Here is a 25,326-nt window from a genome sequence, read left to right as displayed (position 1 = left end):
GAAACCTCGGCGAAACCAAGAAAACTGGTTGCCGAGGGTATGGGTCTTAACCTAGGTTAAGAGAAATAAGTTTATCCGATGATGATGTCGTATTTCGACATGAAGGAGGCACCGGGCTGGAGGTGGTTCATGAGGGGCTTGTCCTTGAACGCTCCCTGGAAGCCGCGCGGGTCACCGAGACCGTACCACGGTTCGATGCAGACAAACGGGGCTTCCTTGCCGTAGGGGCTCCAGAAGGCAATCACTGGGGTGCGGAACTCTAGGGTGACTTCGGGATTGCCAGCCTTGTTGAGCAGCTCGGCACGATGCACCTGACTCTTGTGGATCTTCACGCTGTCGTTGCGCCAGGTGTTGTCGCTGAACTCGATGACGCCCTGCTCGGTCTCTACGGGCACCTCAATCATCTCGTGTGAACCGTCGATATAGCTTTTCAGTCCGTCGAGAGGCTCGGCATTGTCGAGGCGGATGCGGCCGTACTGGCTCTCTCCGGCTTTCATGTCGGGGATGTTGAAGGCGGGATGGCCGCCAATCTGGAAATGGATCTCGCGGGTGTCGGTGTTGTGCACATGCCAGATGACGCCGATCTTATTGCCGTCGAGGACATAGCTCACGCTGAGGGTGAAGTCGTAAGGATAGACTTTCCTGGTCTCTTCGGACGACTCGAGGGCGAAGGTCACCTTACGGTCGCTTCTGCTAATCAGCTTGAAGTCGGTATCGCGGGCAAAGCCATGACGGGGCAGATGGTACTCCTGACCTTCGGCCTGATAGGTGTCGTTGTTGACGCTGCACACGATGGGGAAGAGGATGGGGGAACGGCGTGGCCAGAATGCGGGATCGCCCTGCCAGAGATATTCTTTACCATTTGCATCCTTGATGCTCTGGAGCTCAGCTCCTTTCTCCGATACGGTGATGGAGATTTGTTCGTTTCGTAGTTCTACCATAGTTTGTTTTGAAAAAGCACAACCCCTTGTGGGGGCTGTGCTATTATTAATAAATGTGTATTGGGAATTACTCGCCCTTGATGGCTGCTACACCGGGGAGAACCTTACCCTCGATAGCCTCGAGCAGGGCACCACCACCAGTAGAGATGTAGCTCACCTTGTCGGCCAGACCGAACTTGTTGACACAAGCTACAGAGTCGCCACCACCGATCAGAGAGAATGCACCCTCGGCAGTTGCCTCGGCGATAGCCTCACCGATAGCGCGGCTACCAGCTGTGAAGTCGTCGCACTCGAATACACCGGCAGGACCGTTCCACAGGATGGTCTTGGCACCCTTGATGGCCTTGCGGAAGTCGTCCTGAGAAGCAGGACCTGCGTCAACACCCTCGAAACCAGCGGGAACATTGTTGGCAGGGCAGGTGATGATCTCTGAACCGGGCTTCACGGTCATGGTACCGAAGTCGAGGCCGTTGGTAGCGGTGCAGTCAGAACCGAGCACGAGCTCTACGCCGTTCTTCTTTGCCAGCTCCTCAACGCCCAGAGCTACATCGAGCTTGTCGAGCTCAACGATAGAGTTACCGATCTCACCATTGTGAGCCTTAGCGAAGGTGTAGGTCATACCACCGCAGAGGATGAGCTTATCAACCTTACCGAGCAGGTTCTCGATGATACCGATCTTAGAAGATACCTTAGAACCACCCATGATGGCTACGAACGGACGCTTGATGTTTGAGAGCACGGCGTCGACAGCCTGTACTTCCTTCTCCATCAGCAGACCCAGCATCTTGTTGTCGGCGTCGAAGTAGTCGGCGATGACAGCGGTAGAAGCGTGCTTACGGTGAGCGGTGCCGAAGGCATCCATCACGTAGCAGTCAGCATATGATGCGAGGGTCTTGGCAAACTCCTTCTGGCTGGCCTTCATGGCCTTCTTAGCCTCGTCGTATGCAGGATCAGCCTTGTCGATACCTACGGGCTTACCTTCCTCCTCGGGATAGAAACGGAGGTTCTCGAGCAGCAGAGCCTCGCCCATCTTCAGAGCCTTAGCAGCATCAGCAGCCTTAGCGCAGTCGGGAGCGAAAGCTACGGGAACACCGAGGGCCTTCTCTACGGCCTCACGGATCTGACCCAGAGACTTCTTCATGTCTACCTTACCTTTGGGCTTACCCATGTGCGACATGATGATAGTAGCACCACCATCAGCCAGAATCTTCTTCAGGGTAGGCAGGGCACCACGGATACGGGTGTCGTCAGTGATCTTACCATTCTCATCGAGGGGTACGTTGAAGTCTACACGTACGATTGCCTTCTTACCGGCAAAGTTGAATTCGTTGATTGTCATAATTGTATTATTATTAATAATGTGAAATATGTCTCTTAAAACGCGTGCAAAGTTACGATATTTAATTGATAATTGAGAATTGATAATTGAGAATTTATACTTTTTTTGCGCTCTTTATAAATATTGTAAGTGAAATGTGCAAAAGGTTGGCAATTTGTTATCCGAAGATTGCACGTAGGGCTTCTTCCACCTTGCGGACGGGGTGGAGCTGGATGTGGTACTTCTTGGCATCGAAGCCCTGCAGATTGTACTTGGGGATAATCATATCGGTGAAGCCCAGTTTCTCGGCCTCGGCGATGCGCTGCTCGATGCGGTTGACGGGGCGCACCTCACCACTCAGGCCTACCTCGCCAGCCATACACCAGCCAGACTCAATGGGGGTGTCGACATTCGAGGAGAGCACGGCGGCGATGACGGAGAGGTCCATCGCAAGGTCGGTAACCCTTAATCCGCCGGCGATGTTGATGAAGACATCCTTCTGCATCAGCTTGAAGCCTACGCGCTTCTCAAGTACGGCGAGCAGCATGTTTAATCTTCGCTGGTCGAAGCCAGTGGCAGAGCGCTGGGGGGTTCCATAGGCGGCAGTTGATACAAGTGCCTGCGTCTCGACGAGGAAGGGGCGGATGCCCTCGATGGCCGAGGTGATGGCGATGCCAGAGAGACCGTCGCGGTCCTGTGTCAGCAGCAGCTCGGAGGGGTTGGAGACCTGACGGAGCCCGTTTTGCTGCATCTCATAAATGCCTAATTCCGAGGTACTTCCGAATCGGTTCTTAATGCTTCGCAGGATGCGGTACATATAGTGCTGGTCGCCCTCAAACTGGATGACGGTGTCGACGATATGCTCAAGGATCTTCGGGCCTGCGAGGGTGCCTTCTTTCGTGATATGGCCGATGAGGATGACGGGCACGCCACTGGTCTTGGCGAAGCGGAGTAGGGCCGAGGCACACTCGCGCACCTGAGCGATGGAGCCTGCCGACGACTCTACATCTTCGGTCATGATGGTCTGGATAGAATCGATGACCACGAGTTCGGGGGCTTCGGCCTTGATATGGTCGAAGATGGCTTCAAGGGAGTTTTCGCAGAGGATGAGGAAGTTCTCTGTTTGGGCCGGGCGGTCGTTCTCGCCTCCCAGACGGTTGGCACGCATCTTGAGCTGGTGGGCGGACTCCTCACCGCTGACGTAGAGAATCTTCTTCTCAGGCATGCGGAGCATGGTCTGGAGCGAGAGGGTGGACTTGCCGATGCCCGGCTCACCACCTAAGAGGACGATGCTGCCTGGCACCAGACCACCGCCAAGCACACGGTTCAGCTCCTCGTCGTGCATGTCGATACGGGGATCGTCGTGGTTGGAGATGTCGCGGAGGCGGAGGGCACGGTTGTCCTTGGGGTGGCTGACAAAGTTGCTGCGCAGCGAGGCAGCTGCCGAGCGTGCAGCATGAGTGCCAGTGTCGCCGGCGACGCGGATTTCCTTAAACGTGTTCCACTGTCCGCAGGCCGGACATTTCCCTATCCACTTCGGCGACTCCTGGCCGCAGTTGGAGCATACGTATGCGATCTTATCTTTTGCCATAACGAGTGCAAAGTTACGAAAATTTTTCTTTATTCCAAAAAAAAAACGTACCTTTGCAGGCGATATGAGAAAGATTCTATTGTTATTCGCAACGATATTACTGATTGCAGGCTGCGGACAGTCGTATGAGGAGACGAAACGACTGTCGCGTGCCCAGCGATTGAAGTTGTGGCGTGAGGACTCGGCAGCCCTGAAGGTGGCTGTGATGCCGACGCTCGACTGTCTGCCCGTGTTTATTGCCAAAGACCACCAGATGTTTGACACGGTGGTGGATATCCGCCTGAAGCGCTTTAATGCCCAGATGGACTGTGATACAGCCCTGATGCGGGGCAGGGTAGAGGGCTCCATCAGCGACCTGGTGAGGACGGAGCGGATGATCCAGCAGGGAACGCCCCTGAAGTATGTGGCTGCCACGAATGCCTATTGGCTGCTCATCAGCAACCGACAGTTGCGTATGTCGAACCTGAAGCATCTCGACGACCGTATGCTGGCCATGACGCGCTACTCGGTGACCGACCTGCTGAGCGACCTGGCCGTGGATAGTGCGAAACTGAAGACTGAACGCGTGTTCCGCATCCAGATCAATGATGTGAACGTGCGGCTGAAGATGTTGGAGAATAACGAGATGGACGCCCTGCTGATGACGGAGCCGCAGGCCACACAGGCCCTGTTGGGTAAGCACAAGGTGCTGCTCGATACCCGTCAGCTGGATATGCAGATGGGCGTGCTGGCCTTCCGCGAGAAGGGTATGGACGACCAGAACCGCCGTCGACAGATGGAGGTGTTTCTGAAAGGCTACAATGAGGCTTGCGACTCGCTGAACCACTATGGGGTGAAACAATACCGGGACGTTATCAGGAAATATTATAAGATCTCTGAACAGGCGCTGAAGGCCTTGCCCGACACGTTGAAGTTCCAGCATGCTGCAGCGCCGAGGGAGAAGGATGTGGAACAGGCCCGCCAGTGGCTGTCGAAGAAAAAGTAAGAAGTCATGGTTAGAAACGAAGCACTTGATACCGTCCTTGACCATTTGTTGAATCGCAACCTTGGTGAGGCCATCGTGGCGATGGACAATTTCCTGGCCGTACATCCCCATCAGATCAATACCGACCGGCTTTTTGCCATTAAGACCGACTATCAGCTGATGGCCGACTACTGGCGTCGTGGATTTAAGGATCCCCAGCTGCCGCAGCTCTACGACAACCTGTTGCGCAGGATGTATGTGCTCTATGCCAACATGGCCAGCAACTATACCGTGAGGCACATGCCTTACCTCTCGTCGCTCTTCTATAAGGGACACATGACGGCGCGCGACTGGTCGCCGCAGGTGGTGAAAGAGGAGTTGGAGGCCTTTGTGTCGGATGTGGCCGTGCTCGATCTGGAGCCAGCCCACACTTCGGCTGCCAAGCGTAGTGAACTCTATGCACAGCATCATGACCAGATGGTGGAGCTGTTTGACAATATCCTGACCTCTGGCTTGTGGACCGACAGCTATGCGACGGCGATGGAGGATCTGTTGCTGTCGCCGACGGTCGACGTGAACGACCAGCTGCTGCTCATCAGCAGTGTGATGCTCTCGTCGATGAGCTATTTTGATATGGCGAAGTTCCGTACGCTGGTGCATGTCTATCAGCAGGCCATTGACGAACAGGTGCGCCAAAGAGCCCTCGTCGGTTGGGTGTTCTCTATGGATGCCGAACTCGACGGCATCTTCCCTGAGGAGACTGAACTGCTGAAGACCCTGTTCGACGATGAGCAATGCCGTCAGGAACTGGTGGACCTGCAGAAGCAGATGATCTACTGCATCAATGTGGAGCAGGACCAGGCTACCATCCGTGATGAGATCATTCCCGACCTTATCAAGACGAAGAAGAGCCAGGACTCGCCGATTATCATCGACTGGAACAGCGAGGAAGACCAGGATCCGCTGAACGATATCCTGCACCCCAACGAGGCTGAGGAGCGACTGGAGAAGATGGAAAACAGCTACAGGAAGATGATCGACATGCAGAAGCAGGGGTCGGACATCTACTTCGGCGGCTTCTCACAGATGAAGCGCTTCCCCTTCTTCAATGAGATTGTGAACTGGCTCATGCCCTTCGATATGAATCACCCTGACATCCAGTCGGCAGCCGGAAAGTTCAAGGAGAACCGATTCCTGCAGTCTATGATGAAGAACGGTCCTTTCTGCAATAGCGACAAGTACTCCTTCCTGCTGGCGTTTGAACAGGTGATCAGTCAATTGCCCGAGAACATCCGACAGTTGCTGGACCGTGGGGAGGGAACCTTCACGGAGATGGCACCGGAGGAGACACGGACGCCAGCCTATATCCGCAGGCTCTATCTGCAGGATCTCTACCGACTCTTCCGTATCTTCTCGCAGCGCAATGCCTTCAGGAGCATCTTCGACCTCGAGGAGCGCAATTATCTCTTCTTCTCCAGTCCACTGTTCTTCGGTACACCGCTGGAGGCCCACTTCAATGAGGTGACAGCCTTCCTTCTCAAGAAGAAACGTATAGGGGATGCGAAGACGATGCTGAGATGCTATGATGTGAGCCGTCGCGACTTCCAGTATTACATGATGTCGGGCTATATCGGTGAGAACCCGAGGATGAACTATGCCAAAGCCCTGGAACTGGAGCCCGAGAACGAGCGCGCCCTGGCTGGCTATGCCCGTGCCTTGTTTGCCAACACCCTTTATGAAGAGGCTCTGGAGATGTATGAGAAACTGCTCCAGCTGCAGCCAGACAAGAAGCTTTATCTGCTGAACAAGGCCGTGTGTCAGACTAACCTCCGTCAGTATGAGGAAGCAGAGAAGATCCTGTTCCGTCTGAACTATGAGGCGCCCGACGATGAGAACGTGAACCGTGTGCTGGCCTGGACGCTGACCTGCAATGGGAAATACGAGCAGGCAGAGAAGCTATATGAAAAACTGTTGGACATCGAGAAGCCGTCGCCTAACGACCTGTTGAACGAAGGCTATTGTCTCTGGTTCAATGGTCGAATCGATGACGCAGCCGCCTGTTTCCGCCGTTATCTGGAGGAGACGGGAGAACCGAAGATGTATATCATTGATAATGAGGACAGCCTGATCCGTGAAAAAGGCATCACTGAGGCCGAGATCCAGATGATGCTTTATATCCTCTGACCCTTTCCTTGATTTTTCTACTGAGCCAGGTGCATCCCAATGGTAGGCCCACGCCGGCGATGGTGTAGAGTATCCAGAACAGATCCTGTTGGGAGTACTCGTGGATGACCATGTGGCAGCCAATCTGCCGGATGTCGAGACCGTAGTACCATATCTTCAGCAGACTAACCACCTTATAGGCAACGATGTGGAAGATGAAGATGTTGAGGGTGTTGTTGCCCGTATAGACGAGAAACTGCTTCAGACGGCCTTCGTGCCTGTCGAGCCAGAGGCTGATGTTGTAGGTCATTAGGAAGCCGAGTAGGGCAGGGATGGGCAATGACAGGAACTGCACGAAGGTGGAGCGCCAGTTCATGTTGGCCGTCAGGTATTTCGAGAAAAGAAACACGATGACGGCGAAGAGAATGGTAGTCCACAGGGCCGCGTAGTGACGGCCGATGAACTGACGATACTGACCGGCATACTGTCGGAAGATGAAGCCGCATCCGAAGAAGAAACAGCCCATCAGGTCGCGATAGCCACCCTGCACGAGGGTGATAATCTTCAGACCCTCATAGGTCTTCCAGGCGCAGAGCAGCAGCATGATGAGACAGATGAGGTAAGGGGCTGCGTTGGCTCGCTTCTCTGGGAGCACGTGGAGCACCACCTTATATATAATAAGGTATAGGATGCTGGCAACGAAGAGTCCGCGGAAGAACCAGAAGGCACCGCAGAGGAACTGGTCGTAGCCACCCATGGCGGTGAAGATATGCCAGAGGTTCTGCTGGATCTGATGGCATGTGTAGGGGTGGGTGACGCCGCCCGTCTCGTTGCCGAAGCGTTCGTTGAGAATACCGATGTCGAACATCCAGTTGTGGATGATGAGGAAAAATACCGACCACTTGACGAAGGGCCAGTAGAGCCCCTTGACACGCTTCTTGACGAAGGTGGCCTCGTCGTTGAGGTATTTCAGTGAGAAGAAGTAACCCGCCGTGATGAAGAAGAGGGGCATGTGGAACTCGAAGATGAACTTGCACAACCAGCCTGGGGCCTCGGCATGAGCCACCACCATCAGGATGATGGCGATGCCCTTGGCAATCGATATGACGGTGTCGCGATTCATCGGCTACAGGAACGGGGTCAACAAATGTCCGAACCATCCGCGGAATCGTTGCCATGTCGAACGGCTCTTGTTCCATTCCTCCATCGTAATCAGGTCGCACTGCTTGGTGTCTTCGATAAACTTGGCATCGAGCTTAGCCGTGGTCTCCGGGTCGATGATGAGGGCATTGATCTCATAGTCGAAGCGCATGCTGCGCGCATCGAGGTTGGTGCTGCCTACGGTACAGAATTTCCCGTCGACCATCATAATCTTCGAATGATGGAATCCCAGACGATAGCGCCATACGTTGACACCCCTTTTGATGAGCTTGCGCATGTTATAGTAGACGACATCGGGCGTGAGAGGCACGTCGTATTTTGCCGACATGATGATGTCCATCTTCACGCCCCGTTCGGCACAGCGCTTGAGGGCTTTCATGACGGAGGGGGTAGGGACGAAGTAGGGGTTGACAATCTTTACCGAGTCCTTGGCATTGTCGAGGGCATGGATATAGAGTCGGCGCATAATCTCGTTAGAGGTGTTTGGCTCGCGGTTGACGATGCCGATCATCTTCCTGCCGGCACAGGTGCCCTGATAGTAGCGAGGGTCGGAGAGGTCTTCCTTGCCGAGCTTCTTCCAGAAACGGGCGAAGATGGCCTGCAGGTCGTTGACGGCTGGTCCCTCGATGCGGCAATGCATGTCGCGCCATTCGCCCACCTGCTCTGTTCCCACGATGTAATAGTCGGCTACGTTCATACCGCCCGTATAACCGATACGCCCGTCGATGATTACAATCTTACGGTGGTCTCTGGGCCATATATGGTTTACCCAGGGAAAGCGGATGGGGTCGAACTCGCGGATGTTGATGCTGTCGGCATGGAGAGCGGCGAGGTGGCTCTTCTTCAGGGGCTGGTTGTTGGAGTCGTTGCCGAAGCCGTCGAAGGCGGCTCTCACCTCTACACCCTCTTTGCGTTTCTCCCTGAGGATGTCGAAGAGCAGCGAGGCGATGGAGTCGTTGCGGAAGTTGAAGTACTCCAGATGCACACTCTGCTTGGCCTGACGGATATCCTCAAAGAGCCGTTCAAACTTCTCCCGACCCGACATGAGCAGTTCCACCTTGTTGTCGTTGGTGAAATGAATGCCCAGTGCGCTCATCTGCTCAACGGTCATGGAATCGCTGGACTGTGCAGACGCCGTGAGAAGTGAATAGTGAATACTGAAAAGTAGTGGCAGAATAATCCGCCACCACTTCAATGTGTTCATCATTTTATGTTTTACGATTGTCACTTTTTATTTTCTGTGGTTCAACCGGTACTCCAACGGGGTCATGCCGAACTTCTCGCGGAAGATACTGATGAAGTTTTCTGCCGTCATGAAGCCAACGTTCGTTGCAAGTTCGCTCATGTTGATGTTCGTACGCTTCAGCAGGATGCAGGCGTGCTTCAGTCGCATGTCGCGCACCAGCTCGGCGGGCGTCTTGCCTGTGAGGTTACGCACGCGGTGGAAGAAGGGTACACGACCCATTCCCATCGCACTGGCCATCTCCTCAAGGCTGATCTGACCACGGCTCATATTCTGCATCACATACTGCTCAATATTCTTTATCAGCTGCTGGTCCATGGCGTCGAGCATTGAGTAGTCGGACATCGACTCCTCGCTCTCCTGATTGTCGGGCAGGATGCCCTCTGGCAGGTTGTTCTTCTTCACCATAGAGGTCTTCTTGATAACTGATGTCTCGACCATGTTCATCGGATCGTCGGGAGAGACCATGAGGCTCTGCTCTTCATCGATGGTCTCGCCATCAATGCTCTCCGTAGCGGTGGTCATACTGGTGTTATGATCCTCAAGCATACGTGTCTCGGCACCTTCGATGAGGTTGCTGTTCATCTTGACAGCACCCAGACCGAGTACCTGGTTGAAGCGCATCGTAGCCTCCTGCATGTTGAACGGCTTGGCCAGATAGTCATCGGCAGAGACGGTGATATTCTTCGAGTGCATATCCTGTGGCGTGAGCACACCCTCCGTCATCAATACGAACTTAATCTTCTGCGTGTTGGGGTTCGTCTTCAGCTGGTTACAGAGTTCACTACCCGTCATGACAGGCATCTCCTGCTTACAGACGACGATGTCGCACTTCATCTCGTCCAGATCGTCGGCAGCCTTTTCGATGTCGTTGTAGACATGGAAGTCGTAGACATATTTCAGTCGGGCTGAGGCGAACTTCAGGAAGTCCTCGTTGTCATCAATCATCACCACGGTGAACTTTGCTGTCGGTGAGTCGAGGGCGGCACGTGAGCGGGTGGTCTCTGCCGTTAGTGTCTCACTGGCGATCTCAGGCAGTTCGAGCTCGCCCTTGCTGTTCATCTCCAGACGGTCCTGAACCACGTTCTTGGCTTTCTCCTCTGGGTGTTCGAGGTTCATCTGCATGTCGGCCACACGGGTAATGATCTGCAGCATCTGCGAGTGAAGGGCGTTCAGCTGCTCTTTCTCCTCGAGGCTCTTCTCTTTCTCTGAGAGGTTACCGATGATGGAGGTCATGCGGGCCATGGGCTGACGCAGGTCGTCGCTGGCTGCCTTGATCTCCTCGCGCTGCATCTTCAGTTCCTGGATAACGGCAAGCTTTCTTGACTTGATGGCCTTCAGCTGCTTGATACCGATGCGCCAGAAGTAGATGATGACGAGGAGGATGATGATATAGGTTGCAATCATCCACCAGGAGAGCAGCCAGTGGCGCTCGATGGTGATGGCGAGTGTACGTTCTTGGTTGCTGACAGCTCCTTCGGCACTGATGGCCTTCACGTGGAGGGTATATTTGCCGCTACTCAGGTTTTTGAAGGTCACACCGTGGGTCAGCGCATTACCGTTGCGCCAGTCTTCGTCCTTACCTTCCATCCAATACATGAACTGCAGGCGCTCACTCTGATTGTAGTTACCTGCTGCAAACTTGATGGTGAAGGTGTTCTGGTCGTGGGCGAGTTCAATCTTATTAGTCTCGTTCATGGCCTGTGAGAGAATGACACGACCGTCGTATACATGACCAGTCAGTACCTCTTCCTCTCCGATGAACATCTGTGTGAGCATCACACGAGGCAGGGAGTTGTTGTCGTTGGCTTGTGACTGCAGTACCCAGTTTACACCGTAGAGGCCGCCCAAGAGCACGTTGCCGTCGTTCTTCGTCAGGATGGCACCAATATTGAACTCATTGCTCTGCAGACCATCGGCAGTGGAGTAGTTGTAGAGTCCGTAGTTGTTTGTGCCGTCCTCGTGGTTACGCTGGATGACGATACGCGACACACCCTTGCTGGTGGTGACCCAGATGTTATGGTTCTTATCCTCGGCAATACCGCAAATATTGTTGTTGCAGAGTCCCTGCTTTTCTGTCAGGTAGTCGATGTCATCGGTCTCAAGGTTCAGGATGTTCAGACCCTCACGTGTTCCTACCCAGATGAGTCCTCTTGAGTCCTGTAAAATCTGAGTGATGTAGTTGTTGGTGAAGGGCTCGATATTGTTCGAGTTTCCCGTCAGAACCTTCTTCTCCGTCGTCGAGAGGTTCAGGATGATCAGTCCTTCGGCCGTACCAATGAGCAGGTTGTTGCCTGTACCATCGTTTTTATAGAAAAGGCTGGTGATATTGTTGGTCGAGAGCTTGCCGTTCTCGCGGGTGTATGAGCTGAACGAGTTCATCCTGGGGTTATACACCTGCAGACCGCCATTAGTGGCAATCCAGAGGTTGCCGATCTTGTCTTGGCAGAGGGCGTTGATATGGTCGTCGATAAGTGTCGAGGCACTATCCTTTGCAAGCGAGAAGATGGTGGTGACACCATTTTTGATGCGCGTCAGACCATTGCGCTTCGAACCAATCCACAGACTACCGTCAGGTGTCGTAGCCATGCATGAAACCTTCAGACTGGCCAGCTGCCCGTCGTAGCCGATGATACCTCTATCGCTGGTGCCGTACCAGATGGTGCCGTTGGCATCCTGTGCCAGTGCGGTAATGTCACCCTTGAGGTCTGAGCCGAAGCGGTAAATATATTGTCCGGAGTAGGCTATACCTGATTTCTCCGTACCTACCCACAGCAGGTCGGTATCGTCGACATAAACGCTCTGAATGCCTACTTTGTCATGCATCCACTGCTGTTCATTGATATTGCGTGGCTGTACGGACTCAATCTCATGGGTGTTAGGATCCATCTTCATCAGTCCCAGTTGGTCGGAACCGATCCAGATGTTTCCTCTCTTGTCGCCGGCCATGCCGTTGATGTTACGGTCGACGCCAATGCCCGTCAATCCTAAGCGCTCACCGATGCTGGTATCCCAGGTGTCGGAACTCTTGTTATACATACACAGTGTGCCCTGCCCGTAGAGCCAGATATTGTCTAATTGGTCGGCAAAGGCTTTGTACGACTTCGAATGGCGGCTCTTCAGTTGTGGGATTCCGTCGGTAGCCCATACCGTATGCTGCTGGTGCATAACGTCGCAGCACACCAATCGACCATCATTATAGACGATGAGTGCACCGTCGCGGCAGTCGCTGATAGAACTGATCACACCCTGTGGCACACCTTGTGCGTCGTCGGTATAGCCGAACTCAAATAGCAGTTGCTGTTGCTGGTTATAGCAGACCACGCCTTTGTTGGGGATTGCACCCCAGAGGTTCTTATGGCGGTCGATGAATACCACCGAGGGGATGGTCTCGATACCCATACGGGCGAATGTCTGTTTCATGTCGCGCTCAAACGTCTCCGTCTGGGGATGATAGATGCAGTAACCCGACGAGGTCTCGACAAGCAGGTTGCCGTCGAGCATCTCCTGAATGGAGTTGATGTAACTGTCGTTCAGCGACGAACCGTCCTGAGAGTCACTCTGGAAGTTGCGGAACGTGTAGCCGTCGAAACGGTAGAGGCCGGCAGGGGTACCGAACCACATATAGCCGCGTGAGTCTTTAAGGATGCAGTTTACCTGACTGGATGTCAAACCATCGCGGGCATCCATCGTCTTAAACAGATAGTCGGCCACCACTGCCAATGGCAATAGCAGCATCAATACGATCAGTAGTCTTTTTATGTGCTTCATAACTTTTTACTTCTCACTTCTATATCATACACGAGTAATGGTCTACAACGCCGAGCAGATGCTGCTCTTGGTCGGTTACCAGCACCGAGTGTACCTTATATTTGTTCATGATTCGTTGTATCTCTGTAATCTTCGTTTCGGGCTTCACTGTCTTCGGGGTACGGGTCATGATATCGCTCACCGTGCGGTCGAAGAACTCTGCCTGCCATTTCTCCATGGCGCGTCGGATGTCTCCGTCGGTGATGAGACCCACGATCTTCCCGTCGACCTCTGCGATGCCCAGTCCAAGCTTGCCCTTGCTCACGAGGATGATGGCCTCACCCAGATGCATCTCCGGTGGTAGAATCGGCATGTCATCTGAGCGCATCACATCCTGTGCGGTCGTTAACAGGCGCTTACCAAGTTCTCCGCCAGGATGGAACTGTGCAAAGTCTCTCGGCTGGAAGTGACGCTTCTCGATGAGGGCTACGGCCAAGGCGTCGCCCATGGCCAGCTGTGCCATCGTAGAACTGGTGGGTGCCAGGTTCAGTGGACAGGCCTCCTTCCTTACACCTACATAGAGGTGGCAGGTGGAGTATTTGGCCAACAACGATTCTGGGTTGCCGCTCATACCGATGATAGGTATCTGCATGTGGAGCACCATGGGGATGAACCTGAGCAGTTCGTCGGTCTGTCCTGAGTTTGAGATGGCGAGTACCACGTCGTCAGGTGTCATCACGCCGAGGTCGCCGTGGAATACGTCGAGGGGGTTGATAAAAAATGAGGGGGTGCCTGTCGATGACAGGGTGGCGGCAATCTTCGCCCCGATGTGTCCGCTTTTGCCGACACCCGTCACGATCACTTTTCCCTTGCAGTCATACATCAGTCTGACCGCCTCGTCGAAGTTTTCGTCGAGTTGGTCGGTCAGTCCCATCACGGCCTCTGCCTCGTCTTTAAAACATTGTATTGCTAATTCCCTTGACGTCTTCATCTTTCAATTATCAATCTTGATATTTCATATCGAGCTCGCTCACGTTCGGCATAGCTTAGCAAGCTTAGCTCTGCTCTTACTTAATCGCGATCTTCAATCAGCTTCTTGATGAGTTCTTCCAATTTGTCGAGCTCCAGCATGTTGGCCGCATCGCTGAGCCCCTTGTCGGGGTCGGGGTGTACCTCGAAGAAATAACCAGTGGCCCCGAAGGCCTTCGCTGCCATCGCCATCATCGGCACAAAACGGCGGTCGCCGCCTGTCTTGCCATCGCTGCCCCCAGGGCGCTGTACGCTGTGGGTGCAGTCCATGATGACCTTTGGCACGATTTCCTGCATGTCGCTGATGTTACGGAAGTCGACTACGAGGTTGTTATATCCCATCATATTGCCTCGCTCAGTGAGCCAAACCTCCTTGGCACCGGATTCACGGCATTTTTCCACAGGATACCACATGTCGCGCCCTGAGAGAAACTGCGCCTTCTTGATGTTTACCGTACGCCCAGTCTTTGCTGCTGCCACAAGCAAATCGGTCTGCCGACAGAGGAAGGCCGGTATTTGGATGACGTCGCACACCTCGCCAACAGGCGCAGCCTGGAAATGCTCGTGGATGTCGGTTAGGATTCTAAGACCATATTTCTCCTTGACATCTGCCAACATCTGTAAACCGCGCTCCATGCCAGGACCACGATAGGAGTGGATAGAAGTGCGGTTGGCCTTGTCAAACGAAGCCTTGAAGATGATATCAGTGCCCAGTTTGGCGTTGATTTCCACCAACTTACGCGCCACCGTGTCGAGCAGTTCTGCTGATTCGATGACGCAAGGGCCGGCTATGATGGTTGTCATATTATTCATATTTAGCTGCAAAAATACGCATTTTATTTATAACCACCAAATTTTTCGATTTATTTTTTCTTTTCCGTAGTTTAATCACTCCTTGATGAGGTGGATATCGCGCTGTGGGAACGGGATAGAGATACCGTTTGCATTCAGCGTGTCGTAGACACATTTCAGCACATCGCTCACCACATACGATTTCTTCGGTGCGTCGGCCCATACAAATAGGTTGAAGTTCACGCTCGAATCACCCATCTCCGAACAGACGCACTTCACTGGCTTCCGCTTGTCCATCCATTGGTGACGCATATTATTAAGAGCAGTCTCCACCAGTTCTGTCACCTGCTTCAGGTTCGAGCCGTAGGCCACGCCGAAGGGCACCACAGCCAGCACATAGCCATGATTCTTTGTCAGGTTCTTATAGTTGCTCTTGAAGAGCTGAGCATTCTGGAAGGTGATAACCTCACCGTAGAGCGACTCTACAACCGTCGAAGTATAGCTGATGGATACCACCTTGCCCATACGGCCGTCGACCTCAATCCAGTCACCCACCTTCACACGACCTGCCATCAGCGAGGCACCGTAGTAGATGTTTTCAATGATATCTTTCGAGGCGAAACCGATACCAGTGGAGAGACCACCAGAAATGGCCAACAGCCAGGTGACGCTGATATGGAATAGCGAGAGGGCGATCATCAGCCATACACCCCAGACAAATACCTGAATCACGTTCTTGCCCATCACCTCCTTCGAGTCGGCTGTCGAGGGGTCGGTAGCCACATAGTGCTGTTTCAGCAGGGCCAGAATGGTGTGTACGATATAACGGAAAACGAACCACATTGTGATGACCATTGCCAGCTTTAAGATCGATACTTGAAGGTTCTCTAAGTCGATAAAGTGATACTTGAAGATACGCCAGCATAAATCACTGAGATTGAACACTTTGGCAGCCCAGAAAATGGCGAGCATAACGCTGTTTACACTCAGCGCTGGCATTACCACTTTTTCTACAAGTAGATAGCTCCACGACTTCGTGATGGGAGCCTCTTCCAAGTGCCGGCGCTTGGCATAGAGTTCGATATATCGGCTGATGCAGGTGATGGTCAGGATACACGTCAGCTGCATGATCCACCAGATGAGTAATTGTACGGCCAAAAGTGTATAGCCGGCCCATGAACAGGCCACTGAAGCGATGAATACCGTTAGTGAGATATATGTATAGAATATGTCCGAACGGGGGATATTTTTATTGTGTCGCTTAATCACGATGCGCTGCCAGATAGCACAGATCAGCAGCACTGGTGGCAGTAGAATGTTGACCAGTTCGTTGGGGATGAGGATGATGCGGCAGCCTATCACGATGAACCCCACGGTAATCAGGGGGGCGTAGATGCGGATGGCACTGCCTATCTGCTCGCCTTCCACACGCAGGAGCAACGAGATGAGGATGACGCCCAACAGCCAGGCATACTCCACCAACAGGTTTGATGCCATATAGAGGAAGGGGTAGTTCTCACCAGTGCCAATGATGCTGATGGCTCCCTGGATGATGGCAAAGGTAATGGTGGTGGTAGTCATGATAATGCAGGCTCGCTTCTTGCGGAACTCTTCTGTATCAAGTCGCTTGGGCATGAAGAACCGGAAGAACAACTGGTTCAGCACCACCGCGATGATGATGTAGAAAAGGATAGCTGAGAAGGTGAACACAATCCAACGTGCGCTCCACTGTGAGTTGGAAGTCTTGTCGAAGCTGTATTTCTTTCTCACCGTATCCGTCATCGTGGGCCATCGGCGTCCCAGGTTGCTCAGGATGGTCAGGAAATCTTCTCCACCATTAATGAAAATATTACGCTGTATCTCGCTGTAGCGCTTGTGGGCATAGTCGTTCAGGCTGCTCAGCCGCTGCTCGGTCTGGTTGTAATAGCGGATGTTACGTTTCAGCTGAGTCTGACCCTCTGACAGCATCTGGTGGATGCTACGGGCCAGTACGAGGCAAGAGTCGCGCCGCTGATTGCCGTACTTTGTAGTCATCATCTCCGGCAGCGACTCTAGACGTGTAATCAGGCTGTCATAGCGCGCCAGCTCCGTTTGGTTTCTCTCCAGAAACTCAGTAAAGGGCAGCTGTCGCTTGTGGAACTCACGATATTGTTTTGTAGCCTCATGGCAGGCATAGGTCAGGTCGAACACGTTACCCTGTTCCTGCGAATAGAGCATCAGTGCGTTCTGGTCAGCCTGTTTCATTGTAAGCATCAGCTGGGTGATGAGTTGTTTCGTTCTCGCCCTACGCACTTCTGTGCGCTGCTTCAGCTCGTTGTTGTATTGCTCCAACTCTGCCTGCAGGATGGCCATCGTCTGCTCCAGATCTTTCTCCTTCAGAACGGCATCGGCTTCGAAGCTCAAGCCCATCACGGCAACAAGTATCAGTATCAGTCTTTTCATTCCTCTTTTATTTTTGCCGTGCAAAGGTACGGCTTTTTTTCTGATTCCTCTGCAAAAAAAGGCGATTATTCTTGCTCATTATTATTTTTTTGACTACTTTTGCAGTCAGGAACATTAAAACAGTCAAATTAATATGATACTTATTGCAGATAGCGGAAGCACCAAGACCGACTGGGCCATCATTGCAGCCGGTACCGAACCTGTTGTCATCCAGACTCAGGGCATCAACCCCGTCCATCAGTCGCGTGAGGAAATTGTACGTATCCTCAGTGACGAGTTTCAAACCCGCATGTCCGAGAACCAGGAAGTGCGCAAACTTAAGAGTTCTGGCCGCCTGACACCCGAATTCCCCTATGCCGTCTATTTCTACGGCAGTGGTGTCCGTCCGGAAAAAGAGGCCCTTGTGGCGCAGATTCTTTATGAGGTGTTCCCACAGGCATCGACCGTCGAGGCCCATAGTGACCTGCTTGGCGCAGCCAGAGCCCTCTGTGGCCGTAAGGAGGGTATAGCCTGCATCCTCGGCACTGGAGCCAACTCCTGCCTCTACAACGGCACTCAGATTGTGAAGCATACGCCCGCCATGGGCTATATCCTCGGCGACGAGGGTAGTGGGGCGGTCCTCGGCAAGCGACTCATTCATCACCTCTACAGCGGACAACTTTCCGAAGATCTTAAGAACCTTTTCGAGCAAGAGACAAAGCTTACGCTTCCCATCCTTATCGAGCGTGTCTACCGTCAGCCCTTGGCTAATCGCTTCCTTGCCTCGCTGTCCGACTTTATCTCTCGCCATATCGATGAAGAGGAAGAACTCCAGACTTTGGTTCACGACAACTTCACTGACTTCCTCTCCATCAACATCAATCCCTATGGCCGTCCCGACCTGCCCGTCTCTTTTGTAGGTAGTGTTGCCTGGTACTACCAGCACCAGCTCCGCGAAGCTGCTGATCGCGTCCACTTCAAGGTGGGCACCATTTTCCGCAGTCCGCTGGAGGGTCTCATCAAATACCATCAGGAGAAGTCGTAAGGCTTTTCGTGCCTGCTGAGTCGTAATCTCGTTGTCTGTGTGCCGTAATCTCGCAGGCAGCGGGATTTTTGCAACGTCATTTTGTCACTTTGTCACTTTGTCACAATAAGCACCTTCAAGAATGCGTAAGTTAGATATTATTAATTATTATATATTAAAATATATAATAATTTTTATATACCTCCTTCTCCAAATTGCTACATCCTTATTGTTACAATGTTGCAAAGTTACAATGTGACTTTCTATTGTTAAAATATAAATATTTTATAGAAGAAATTCTTTTGTTCCATCTTTTTTTACTACCTTTGCAACAAAATTAAAATACGATGAATCTAAAACTGTTTTCATTTACAACTATCACGTGTGTGATGCTGGCGTTTTGTCAGCAGAGAGTCTTGGCTCAATCGTCTTCGTTTGTGAAGGTGGAGAATGGACATTTCGTCAAAAACGGTCAGCCCTATTATTACGTAGGGACCAATTTCTGGTATGGCGCCATCCTCGGCTCGGAAGGGCAGGGGGGAGACCGTGAGCGTCTGTGCCAGGAGCTTGACTTGATGAAGCAGATGGGTATTGACAACCTGCGCATTCTGGTGGGTTCTGACGGCAAGCGTGGCGTGACCACCAAGGTGGAGCCAACATTGCAGGTAAAGCCCGGCGTATATAACGATACCATCCTGGCAGGTCTCGACTACTTGTTGCAGGAGATGGGCAAGCGGCAGATGGTGGCCGTACTCTACCTGAATAACTCTTGGGAGTGGAGCGGCGGCTATGGATTCTATCTGGAGCACGCAGGAGCCGGTAAGCAGCCGAGGCCCGACGATGTGGGTTATCCGGCTTTTATGCAGGCTATGAGTAAATACGCTACTAATGAGAAAGCGCATCGGCTGTTTTATGATTATGTGAAGTTTATTCTCGGTCGTACGAATCGTTATACGGGTGTAGCTTATAAGGATGATCCAGCCATCATGTCGTGGCAGATAGGCAACGAGCCTCGTGCTTTCTCCAAGGAGGCACTGCCTGCCTTCGAGAAGTGGCTCGCTGAAGCATCGGCCCTCATTCGTAGTCTCGACCCTAATCATCTGATTTCGATAGGCTCAGAAGGAGCCTGGGGCTGTGAAGGAGACTACGACTGTTGGGAACGCATTACAGCCGACAACAACATTGATTATGCGAACATTCATCTCTGGCCCTACAACTGGGGGTGGGCCAAGCAGGACTCGCTGATAGAGAACCTGCCAAGGGCCAAGAAGAATACGAAGGATTATATTGACCGGCACCTGCAAATCTGCGAGAGAATTAAGAAACCGCTGGTGATGGAGGAATTTGGTTATCCGAGAGACGGATTCAAGTTTGCACTGGGCACACCAACGCGGGGGCGCGACAGTTTTTATGAATATGTGTTCTCGCTGGTTTGTGATAACATGGAGAAAGGCGGCTATTTTGCCGGCTGTAACTTCTGGGGGTGGGGTGGACTTGCCAAACCACAACACGAGCAATGGAAAGTGGGTGACGATTATACGAACGACCCTGCCCAAGAAGCTCAGGGATTGAATTCTGTGTTTGCTTCCGATGAAACGACGCTATCCGTCATCAAACGTCAGATAGACAGGACAAGAAAATCTCAGTCTCAGCGGTTGATGGAACGATTGGAAATGCTCCGTAAGAAAGGCTATATGTTCGGCCATCAGGATGATCCGTTCTATGGTCTGACATGGGACTACCAGCCCGACTCCAGCGATGTGAAGAACGTCTGTGGTGATTGGCCTGCCGTGATGGGTTTTGAACTTGGCGGCATTGAGATGGGTGACAAAAAGAATCTGGATAGCGTGCCGTTTACCCGTATGGCAGAGGAGATTATCAAGCACCATGAGCGTGGTGGCATCGTGACCATCAGTTGGCACCCTCGTAACCCCCTGACAACTATTGAGGGAGGTGGTCTGGCCGGACAGAAATTCCCGGAGGGCACAGCTTGGGATGTAACAAATACCACCGTTGTAAAGAGTATCCTTGAGGGTGGGTCAAAACACGAACTGTTTAAAACCTGGATGCAGCGTGTGAGCGACTTCTTGGCAGGACTAAAAACTTCCGATGGACAGAAAATACCTATCATTTTCCGTCCTTGGCATGAGAATACGGGCAGCTGGTTCTGGTGGGGTGAGAAACTCTGTACGGTAGAGGAATATAAGGCCCTGTGGAATATGTTGCAGGATAAGTTGACGGCCGATGGCTTTGATAACCTGTTGTGGGCATACTCGCCAGGTATGGCTTCCAATCTCGATGAGGCAAAATATCTAGAACGTTACCCAGGCAACGACCGAATACAGCTGGTGGGCATTGATGGATATCAGTGGGGGTCTAAGGAGGATTTCGTAACCCAGTTGGATGCCAACCTCGCCATGTTGACTAAGTTTGCCGCTGATCGTGGGAAAATCCCTGCTCTGACGGAGTGCGGCTTAAAGAATCTGACGGACCCCACATGGTGGACATCAACGCTAACACCTGTGCTCGACAAGTATCAGATTAGCTATTTCCTAGTATGGCGTAATTATAAGGAAGAGTGGTTCGGTCCGTCCCCGTCGAAACCCGATGCGCCTTATTTCAATGAGATGTATGCTAAAAAGAACGTATTGTTCCTGAAAGAAATAAATAATTCACAATATCTATGGCAAAGACTAAATTAATCGAGAAAATCGGTTACGGCTTCGGTGATATGTCATCGTCGACGTTCTGGAAGGTGTTCTCTTACTATCTTCCTATCTTTTATTCAAACATTTTCGGCCTATCGCTCATCGATGCGGGTGTGCTGGTTCTTGTGACTCGTATCTGGGATGCTGTTTCAGACCCGATGATGGGCATCATCGCCGACCGAACGAACACTAAGTGGGGTAAGTATCGTCCTTATCTCTTGTGGATAGCACCGCTGTTCTCTATCTGTGGTATCCTACTGTTTACCACTCCTGACTGGAACTATGGTGCCAAGCTTTGTTGGGCATATGTTACCTATATCATGATGATGACCGTCTACACAGGTATCAATGTGCCTTACGGCGCCATGTTGGGTGTAATGACAGATGATACAAACGAGAAGACGGTTTTCTCTTCGTTCCGTATGTTTTTCGCCTATGGTGGTTCGTTCATTGCCCTGTTCCTTTGGGAACCGCTGACAAACATGTTTGGTGGCTATAAGTCCCCCGACGGTTGGTTCTGGGGTATGGTATGCATCGCCTCGGCTTGTTTTGTGATGTTTATTCTTTGCTTCCTGCTGACAAAGGAACATCTGAAGACAACATCGAATGTGAGTGTGGGTAGTGACTTCAAGTCATTACTGTCAAACAAACCTTGGTGGCTGCTCATTGGTGCTGCCCTTTGCTCGAACCTTTTCAATACGGTGCGTGGTGCTACGGTAGCCTACTTCTTCCTCGATATTATCGGTCCGGATGTCAGCCTATCGTTCTTTGGTATCATGTTCCTCTTCTACTCAGGTCTGTTCCTGGGTATCGGTGAGGTGTCGAACATGGCTGGTGTGGCTCTTTGTGTTCCCATCGCCAATAAGCTCGGTAAGAAGTCGACCTTTATCCTGGTGAACGCTGCCCTCGTGGTATTCAGTGTGGCCTTCTTCTTCGTACCTTGTACCCCTGACGGCTTCTGGGTGATGCTCATCTTGCAGGTAGTAATCTCTATCTTTACTGGTATTATGTCACCATTAATCTGGAGTATGTATGCCGACGTGAGTGACTATGCCGAGTTGAAGTATCACACAGCCTCTACGGGCCTGATTTTCTCATCGGCCTCTATGGCTCAGAAATTTGGTGGTGCTATTGGTGGTGCAGCTGTGTTGTGGTTGCTGTCGGGCTTTGGTTATGAGACAGATGCAGCGGCGCTGGCTGCAGGAGCCACTCAGCCTGAGAGTGCCCTGATGGTGCTCCGTTGGTTGATGAGCTTTATTCCCGCTGCCGTGGCAGCCTTCGCAATCATCGTGGTATGGTTCTATCCGCTGACAACGAAGCGTGTACATGCCATCAATGATGAATTGAGAAAGTATCGTGATATAGAATAAAAAGATTATGGATATCAAAACAATGAAACAAGAGATGCTGGATGTGCTGGAAAGTAACATCCTGCGTTTCTGGCTTGACAAAATGCAGGATCATGAGAACGGAGGTTTTTATGGTCGTATCGACGGACAGGGCGTGCTTCATCGTGAGGCTGAGAAAGGGGCAATACTTAATGCCCGTATCTTATGGTCGTTCTCTGCGGCATATCGTGTGCTCCAGAAGGAGGAATACCTTGAGGCTGCCACACGAGCCAAAGACTATCTGATAGAACATTTTGTCGACAAAGAGTATGGGGGCGTTTACTGGAGCGTGGACTATCAAGGAAATCCGCTGGATACCAAGAAACAGTTCTATGCCATTGGATTTGCTATCTACGGACTATCGGAATACGCTCGTGCAACAGGTGACCGTGAGGCGCTCGACTATGCTATCGAACTATTTGAGTGTGTGGAGGAACATTCGTTTGATACCCAGTATAACGGTTATATAGAGGCTTGTACAAGAGAGTGGGGGGAGATGGCTGATATGCGGCTGTCGGACTTCGATGCCAACTATCCCAAATCGCAGAATACCCATCTGCACATCATTGAACCCTATACCAACCTGTATCGGTGCCTGAAAGAGATGCAGGCTGCAGAATCATGTAACTATGTGCCAGTCCTCGGCTCCGTCCTGCCCATAGGTGTCACTGTTCCAGTAGAGACCCTGGCGAGGGTAGAGGGGGCATTACGTAATCTGATAGATATTTTTACAGATAAGATTCTGAACCCGGAGACCCACCATTTGGATCTGTTCTTCGAGATGGACTGGACGCGAGGTGCTGGCCATCTTGAGAGTTATGGGCACGATATTGAATGTTCGTGGCTGATGCATGAGGCAGCCTTGGTGCTGGGTGATCAGAAAGTGCTCAAGAAGGTGGAACAGGTAGTCCGTGAGGTGGCCAAAGCCTCCGAAAAGGGGTTGCGCTCTGACGGGTCGATGATACATGAGGCGAACCTTGATACTGGTCACGTTGACGATGACCTTCACTGGTGGGTACAGGCTGAGAACGTGGTAGGGTGGTATAACATCTATCAGTATTTTGGTGATGAGGACGCACTGGAGAAAGCTGTGCATTGTTGGACGTACATCAAGACACAACTTGTAGACTGGGAAAATGGTGAGTGGTTCTGGAGTCGGCATCCTGACGGGTCGCTCAACACCACGGATGATAAGGCTGGTTTTTGGAAGTGTCCCTATCATAACAGCCGTATGTGTTTGGAAATCATTGAAAGAACAAAAGAGATATGAAGAAACTGCTGCTTTTATTAACTATGACAATGTGCTGGGCGGCTCAGCTGCAGGCGCAGACGAGGTTTAACGAACGTCCGAAGCTCGTAGTGGGAATCGTGGTCGATCAGATGCGCTGGGACTATCTCGGCAGGTATTACGACCAGTTTCAGGATGACGGATTCAAGCGTCTGATTAACAAAGGCTATAGCTGTAACAACTGTCTGATCAACTACCTGCCAACGATCACCGCTATCGGTCACACCTCTATCTACACAGGTAGTACGCCGGCTTTCCATGGCATTTGTGGTAACACTTTCTATATCAATGGTGTTAAACGCTCGAGTTGTGAGGATCCCAACGTGATGCCTGTAGGCACAAACAATGAGAAAAAGGGTAAGTCTTCACCAGTCAACCTGTTGGCCTCGACTATCGGCGACCAACTGAGGTTGCATACCGATTTCCAGTCGAAGGTGATCGGCGTAAGTTATAAGGACCGCGCCTCTGCCTTGCCGGCAGGCCGCAGTGCCAATGCCGCCTATTGGATTGACACCGACAACCGTCAGTTCATTACCAGCACCTGGTACATGCAGGAACTGCCACAGTGGGCAAAAGACTTTAATGCCCAGATGAAGAAAAACAAAGAATTGCAGAAGGTGGGCAAGGACGTGGGACTATATCCCCTTTGCGGTCATCTTATTGCCGATATGTCTATCAGTGCCCTCAAGGGTGAGCAGTTGGGTAAGGGCAAGGAAACGGATATGCTTTGTATTAGCTTCTCACAGACCGATATTATCGGACATGAGTGGGCCACCCGGGGTCAACATACTGACGAGGCTTATCTGGAACTTGACAAGGACATAGCCAGACTGTTGAAGGCCTTCGATGAACAGGTGGGAGAAGGCAACTATCTAGTGTTCCTTACTGCTGATCATGGTGGTGCCCATAATTTCCAGTTCATGGAGGATCATAAGCTCAATGGAGGTGCATGGAAATGGGATGGGGTATATGTGAAAGAGGCTGCCAAGCAACTGACAGAGAAGTTTGGCTTGACGAAAAATATCATCAAGGACTGTCTGGACTATCGTGTTGTTCTCGACAAGGAAGCTATCCGCGAGCAGGGTCTCGACGAACAGGCAATCCGCGATGCTATCGTGGAGGAAATACAGAAACTGCCTCATGTGTCGTTTGCTTTCGACTTCAAGAAAGCTGCTACGGCTCCTGTGCCTGAGTTTCTGAAAGAGCGTGCCCTAAAAGGCTATCACCACGACCGTTCTGGTGATATCATCTTCATGCTCGAACCTGGCTGGTATGGATTCGGCAAATATTCGTCGCCTGTAGGAACGACCCACGGCGAGTGGAACCCCTATGATGCACATATACCCCTATTGTTCTATGGCTGGAAAGTGGAGCATGGTGCAACGAGTCGTGAAGTGCATATTACCGACATTGCTCCCACCGTTTGCCAGAAGTTGCATATTCAGCAACCCAATGCATGTGTTGGAGAACCTATCACGGAAATTATCGACGACTGATATGAAGAAATAGGGAATTAACGATTTTTTTATAATTATTCGTTGTATT

Annotated in this window: 16 protein-coding genes and 1 pseudogene; 8 read left to right on the top strand and 9 right to left on the bottom strand. The window is 51.8% G+C overall.

Features of this window, described 5'->3' with window-relative positions; translation table 11 throughout:
- Positions 1 to 71 precede the first annotated feature (71 nt).
- The 3 genes from BMY16_RS04810 to radA all read right to left on the bottom strand — a co-directional run bounded on the left by BMY16_RS04810 (position 72) and on the right by radA (position 3,850).
- Positions 72 to 941 (bottom strand): aldose 1-epimerase family protein, encoded by an 870-nt coding sequence (locus BMY16_RS04810; RefSeq protein ID WP_091840481.1) that lies wholly within the window; start codon positions 939 to 941, stop codon positions 72 to 74.
- 67 nt (positions 942 to 1,008) lie between these two features.
- Positions 1,009 to 2,280, bottom strand: coding sequence for a phosphoglycerate kinase (locus tag BMY16_RS04805; protein ID WP_091840480.1), 1,272 nt, complete (start codon positions 2,278 to 2,280; stop codon positions 1,009 to 1,011).
- A gap of 157 nt (positions 2,281 to 2,437) precedes the next feature.
- The gene (gene radA, locus BMY16_RS04800; protein ID WP_091840478.1) at positions 2,438 to 3,850 is read right to left on the bottom strand and encodes a DNA repair protein RadA; all 1,413 of its coding nucleotides are present in this window, start codon (positions 3,848 to 3,850) and stop codon (positions 2,438 to 2,440) included.
- Positions 3,851 to 3,914: 64 nt separating this feature from the next.
- On the opposite strand from radA, the gene BMY16_RS04795 reads away from it, so the two are divergent.
- Entirely contained in the window at positions 3,915 to 4,835 is a 921-nt protein-coding gene (locus BMY16_RS04795; RefSeq protein WP_091840477.1) for an ABC transporter substrate-binding protein, read from the top strand.
- 6 nt (positions 4,836 to 4,841) lie between these two features.
- On the top strand, positions 4,842 to 6,998 hold the full coding sequence (locus BMY16_RS04790) for a tetratricopeptide repeat protein (protein WP_091840475.1): 2,157 nt from the start codon (positions 4,842 to 4,844) through the stop codon (positions 6,996 to 6,998).
- Here BMY16_RS04790 and BMY16_RS04785 read toward each other — a convergent pair.
- The 6 genes from BMY16_RS04785 to BMY16_RS04760 all read right to left on the bottom strand — a co-directional run bounded on the left by BMY16_RS04785 (position 6,958) and on the right by BMY16_RS04760 (position 17,394).
- Positions 6,958 to 8,100: an acyltransferase family protein gene (locus tag BMY16_RS04785; protein WP_091840474.1), complete on the bottom strand. Its 1,143-nt coding sequence runs from the start codon at positions 8,098 to 8,100 to the stop codon at positions 6,958 to 6,960. The genes BMY16_RS04790 and BMY16_RS04785 overlap by 41 nt on opposite strands.
- Positions 8,101 to 8,103: 3 nt before the next feature.
- Positions 8,104 to 9,345, bottom strand: coding sequence for a cardiolipin synthase (gene cls / locus BMY16_RS04780; protein ID WP_091840472.1), 1,242 nt, complete (start codon positions 9,343 to 9,345; stop codon positions 8,104 to 8,106).
- Positions 9,346 to 9,369: 24 nt separating this feature from the next.
- Entirely contained in the window at positions 9,370 to 13,152 is a 3,783-nt protein-coding gene (locus tag BMY16_RS04775) for a two-component regulator propeller domain-containing protein (protein WP_091840470.1), read from the bottom strand.
- Between the two features lie 19 nt (positions 13,153 to 13,171).
- Positions 13,172 to 14,122, bottom strand: a complete 951-nt coding sequence (locus BMY16_RS04770) for a KpsF/GutQ family sugar-phosphate isomerase (protein ID WP_091840469.1) — start codon at positions 14,120 to 14,122, stop codon at positions 13,172 to 13,174.
- 80 nt (positions 14,123 to 14,202) lie between these two features.
- Entirely contained in the window at positions 14,203 to 14,973 is a 771-nt protein-coding gene (gene kdsA / locus BMY16_RS04765; protein WP_091840467.1) for a 3-deoxy-8-phosphooctulonate synthase, read from the bottom strand.
- A 75-nt stretch (positions 14,974 to 15,048) separates the two neighbouring features.
- A complete protein-coding gene (locus BMY16_RS04760; RefSeq protein WP_091840465.1) occupies positions 15,049 to 17,394 on the bottom strand; it encodes a mechanosensitive ion channel family protein in 2,346 nt (781 codons plus the stop codon).
- A 133-nt stretch (positions 17,395 to 17,527) separates the two neighbouring features.
- On the opposite strand from BMY16_RS04760, the gene BMY16_RS04755 reads away from it, so the two are divergent.
- The 6 genes and pseudogenes from BMY16_RS04755 (at position 17,528) to BMY16_RS04735 (ending at position 25,277) form a co-directional block, all read left to right on the top strand.
- A complete protein-coding gene (locus BMY16_RS04755) occupies positions 17,528 to 18,418 on the top strand; it encodes a hypothetical protein (RefSeq protein ID WP_091840463.1) in 891 nt (296 codons plus the stop codon).
- 368 nt (positions 18,419 to 18,786) lie between these two features.
- Positions 18,787 to 20,022 (top strand): annotated as a pseudogene (locus tag BMY16_RS15810) (glycoside hydrolase 5 family protein); the annotation flags it as partial.
- On the top strand, positions 20,008 to 21,099 hold the full coding sequence (locus BMY16_RS15805) for a glycoside hydrolase family 26 protein (RefSeq protein WP_262987321.1): 1,092 nt from the start codon (positions 20,008 to 20,010) through the stop codon (positions 21,097 to 21,099). The pseudogene BMY16_RS15810 and the gene BMY16_RS15805, both read left to right, overlap by 15 nt.
- A complete protein-coding gene (locus BMY16_RS04745) occupies positions 21,081 to 22,475 on the top strand; it encodes an MFS transporter (RefSeq protein WP_091840460.1) in 1,395 nt (464 codons plus the stop codon). The genes BMY16_RS15805 and BMY16_RS04745 overlap by 19 nt, the downstream gene beginning before the upstream one ends.
- Before the next feature lie 7 nt (positions 22,476 to 22,482).
- Complete coding sequence (locus tag BMY16_RS04740; RefSeq protein WP_091840458.1) at positions 22,483 to 23,763, top strand: AGE family epimerase/isomerase; 1,281 nt, start codon at positions 22,483 to 22,485, stop codon at positions 23,761 to 23,763.
- Positions 23,760 to 25,277: an alkaline phosphatase family protein gene (locus tag BMY16_RS04735; RefSeq protein WP_091840457.1), complete on the top strand. Its 1,518-nt coding sequence runs from the start codon at positions 23,760 to 23,762 to the stop codon at positions 25,275 to 25,277. The genes BMY16_RS04740 and BMY16_RS04735 overlap by 4 nt, the downstream gene beginning before the upstream one ends.
- Positions 25,278 to 25,326: the final 49 nt, after the last annotated feature.

It is taken from the genome of Prevotella sp. ne3005 (assembly GCF_900110085.1).
GTDB lineage: Bacteria > Bacteroidota > Bacteroidia > Bacteroidales > Bacteroidaceae > Prevotella.
The sequence above is the reverse complement of the archived record's forward strand: the minus strand, read 5'-3'. Positions and strand labels throughout refer to the sequence as shown.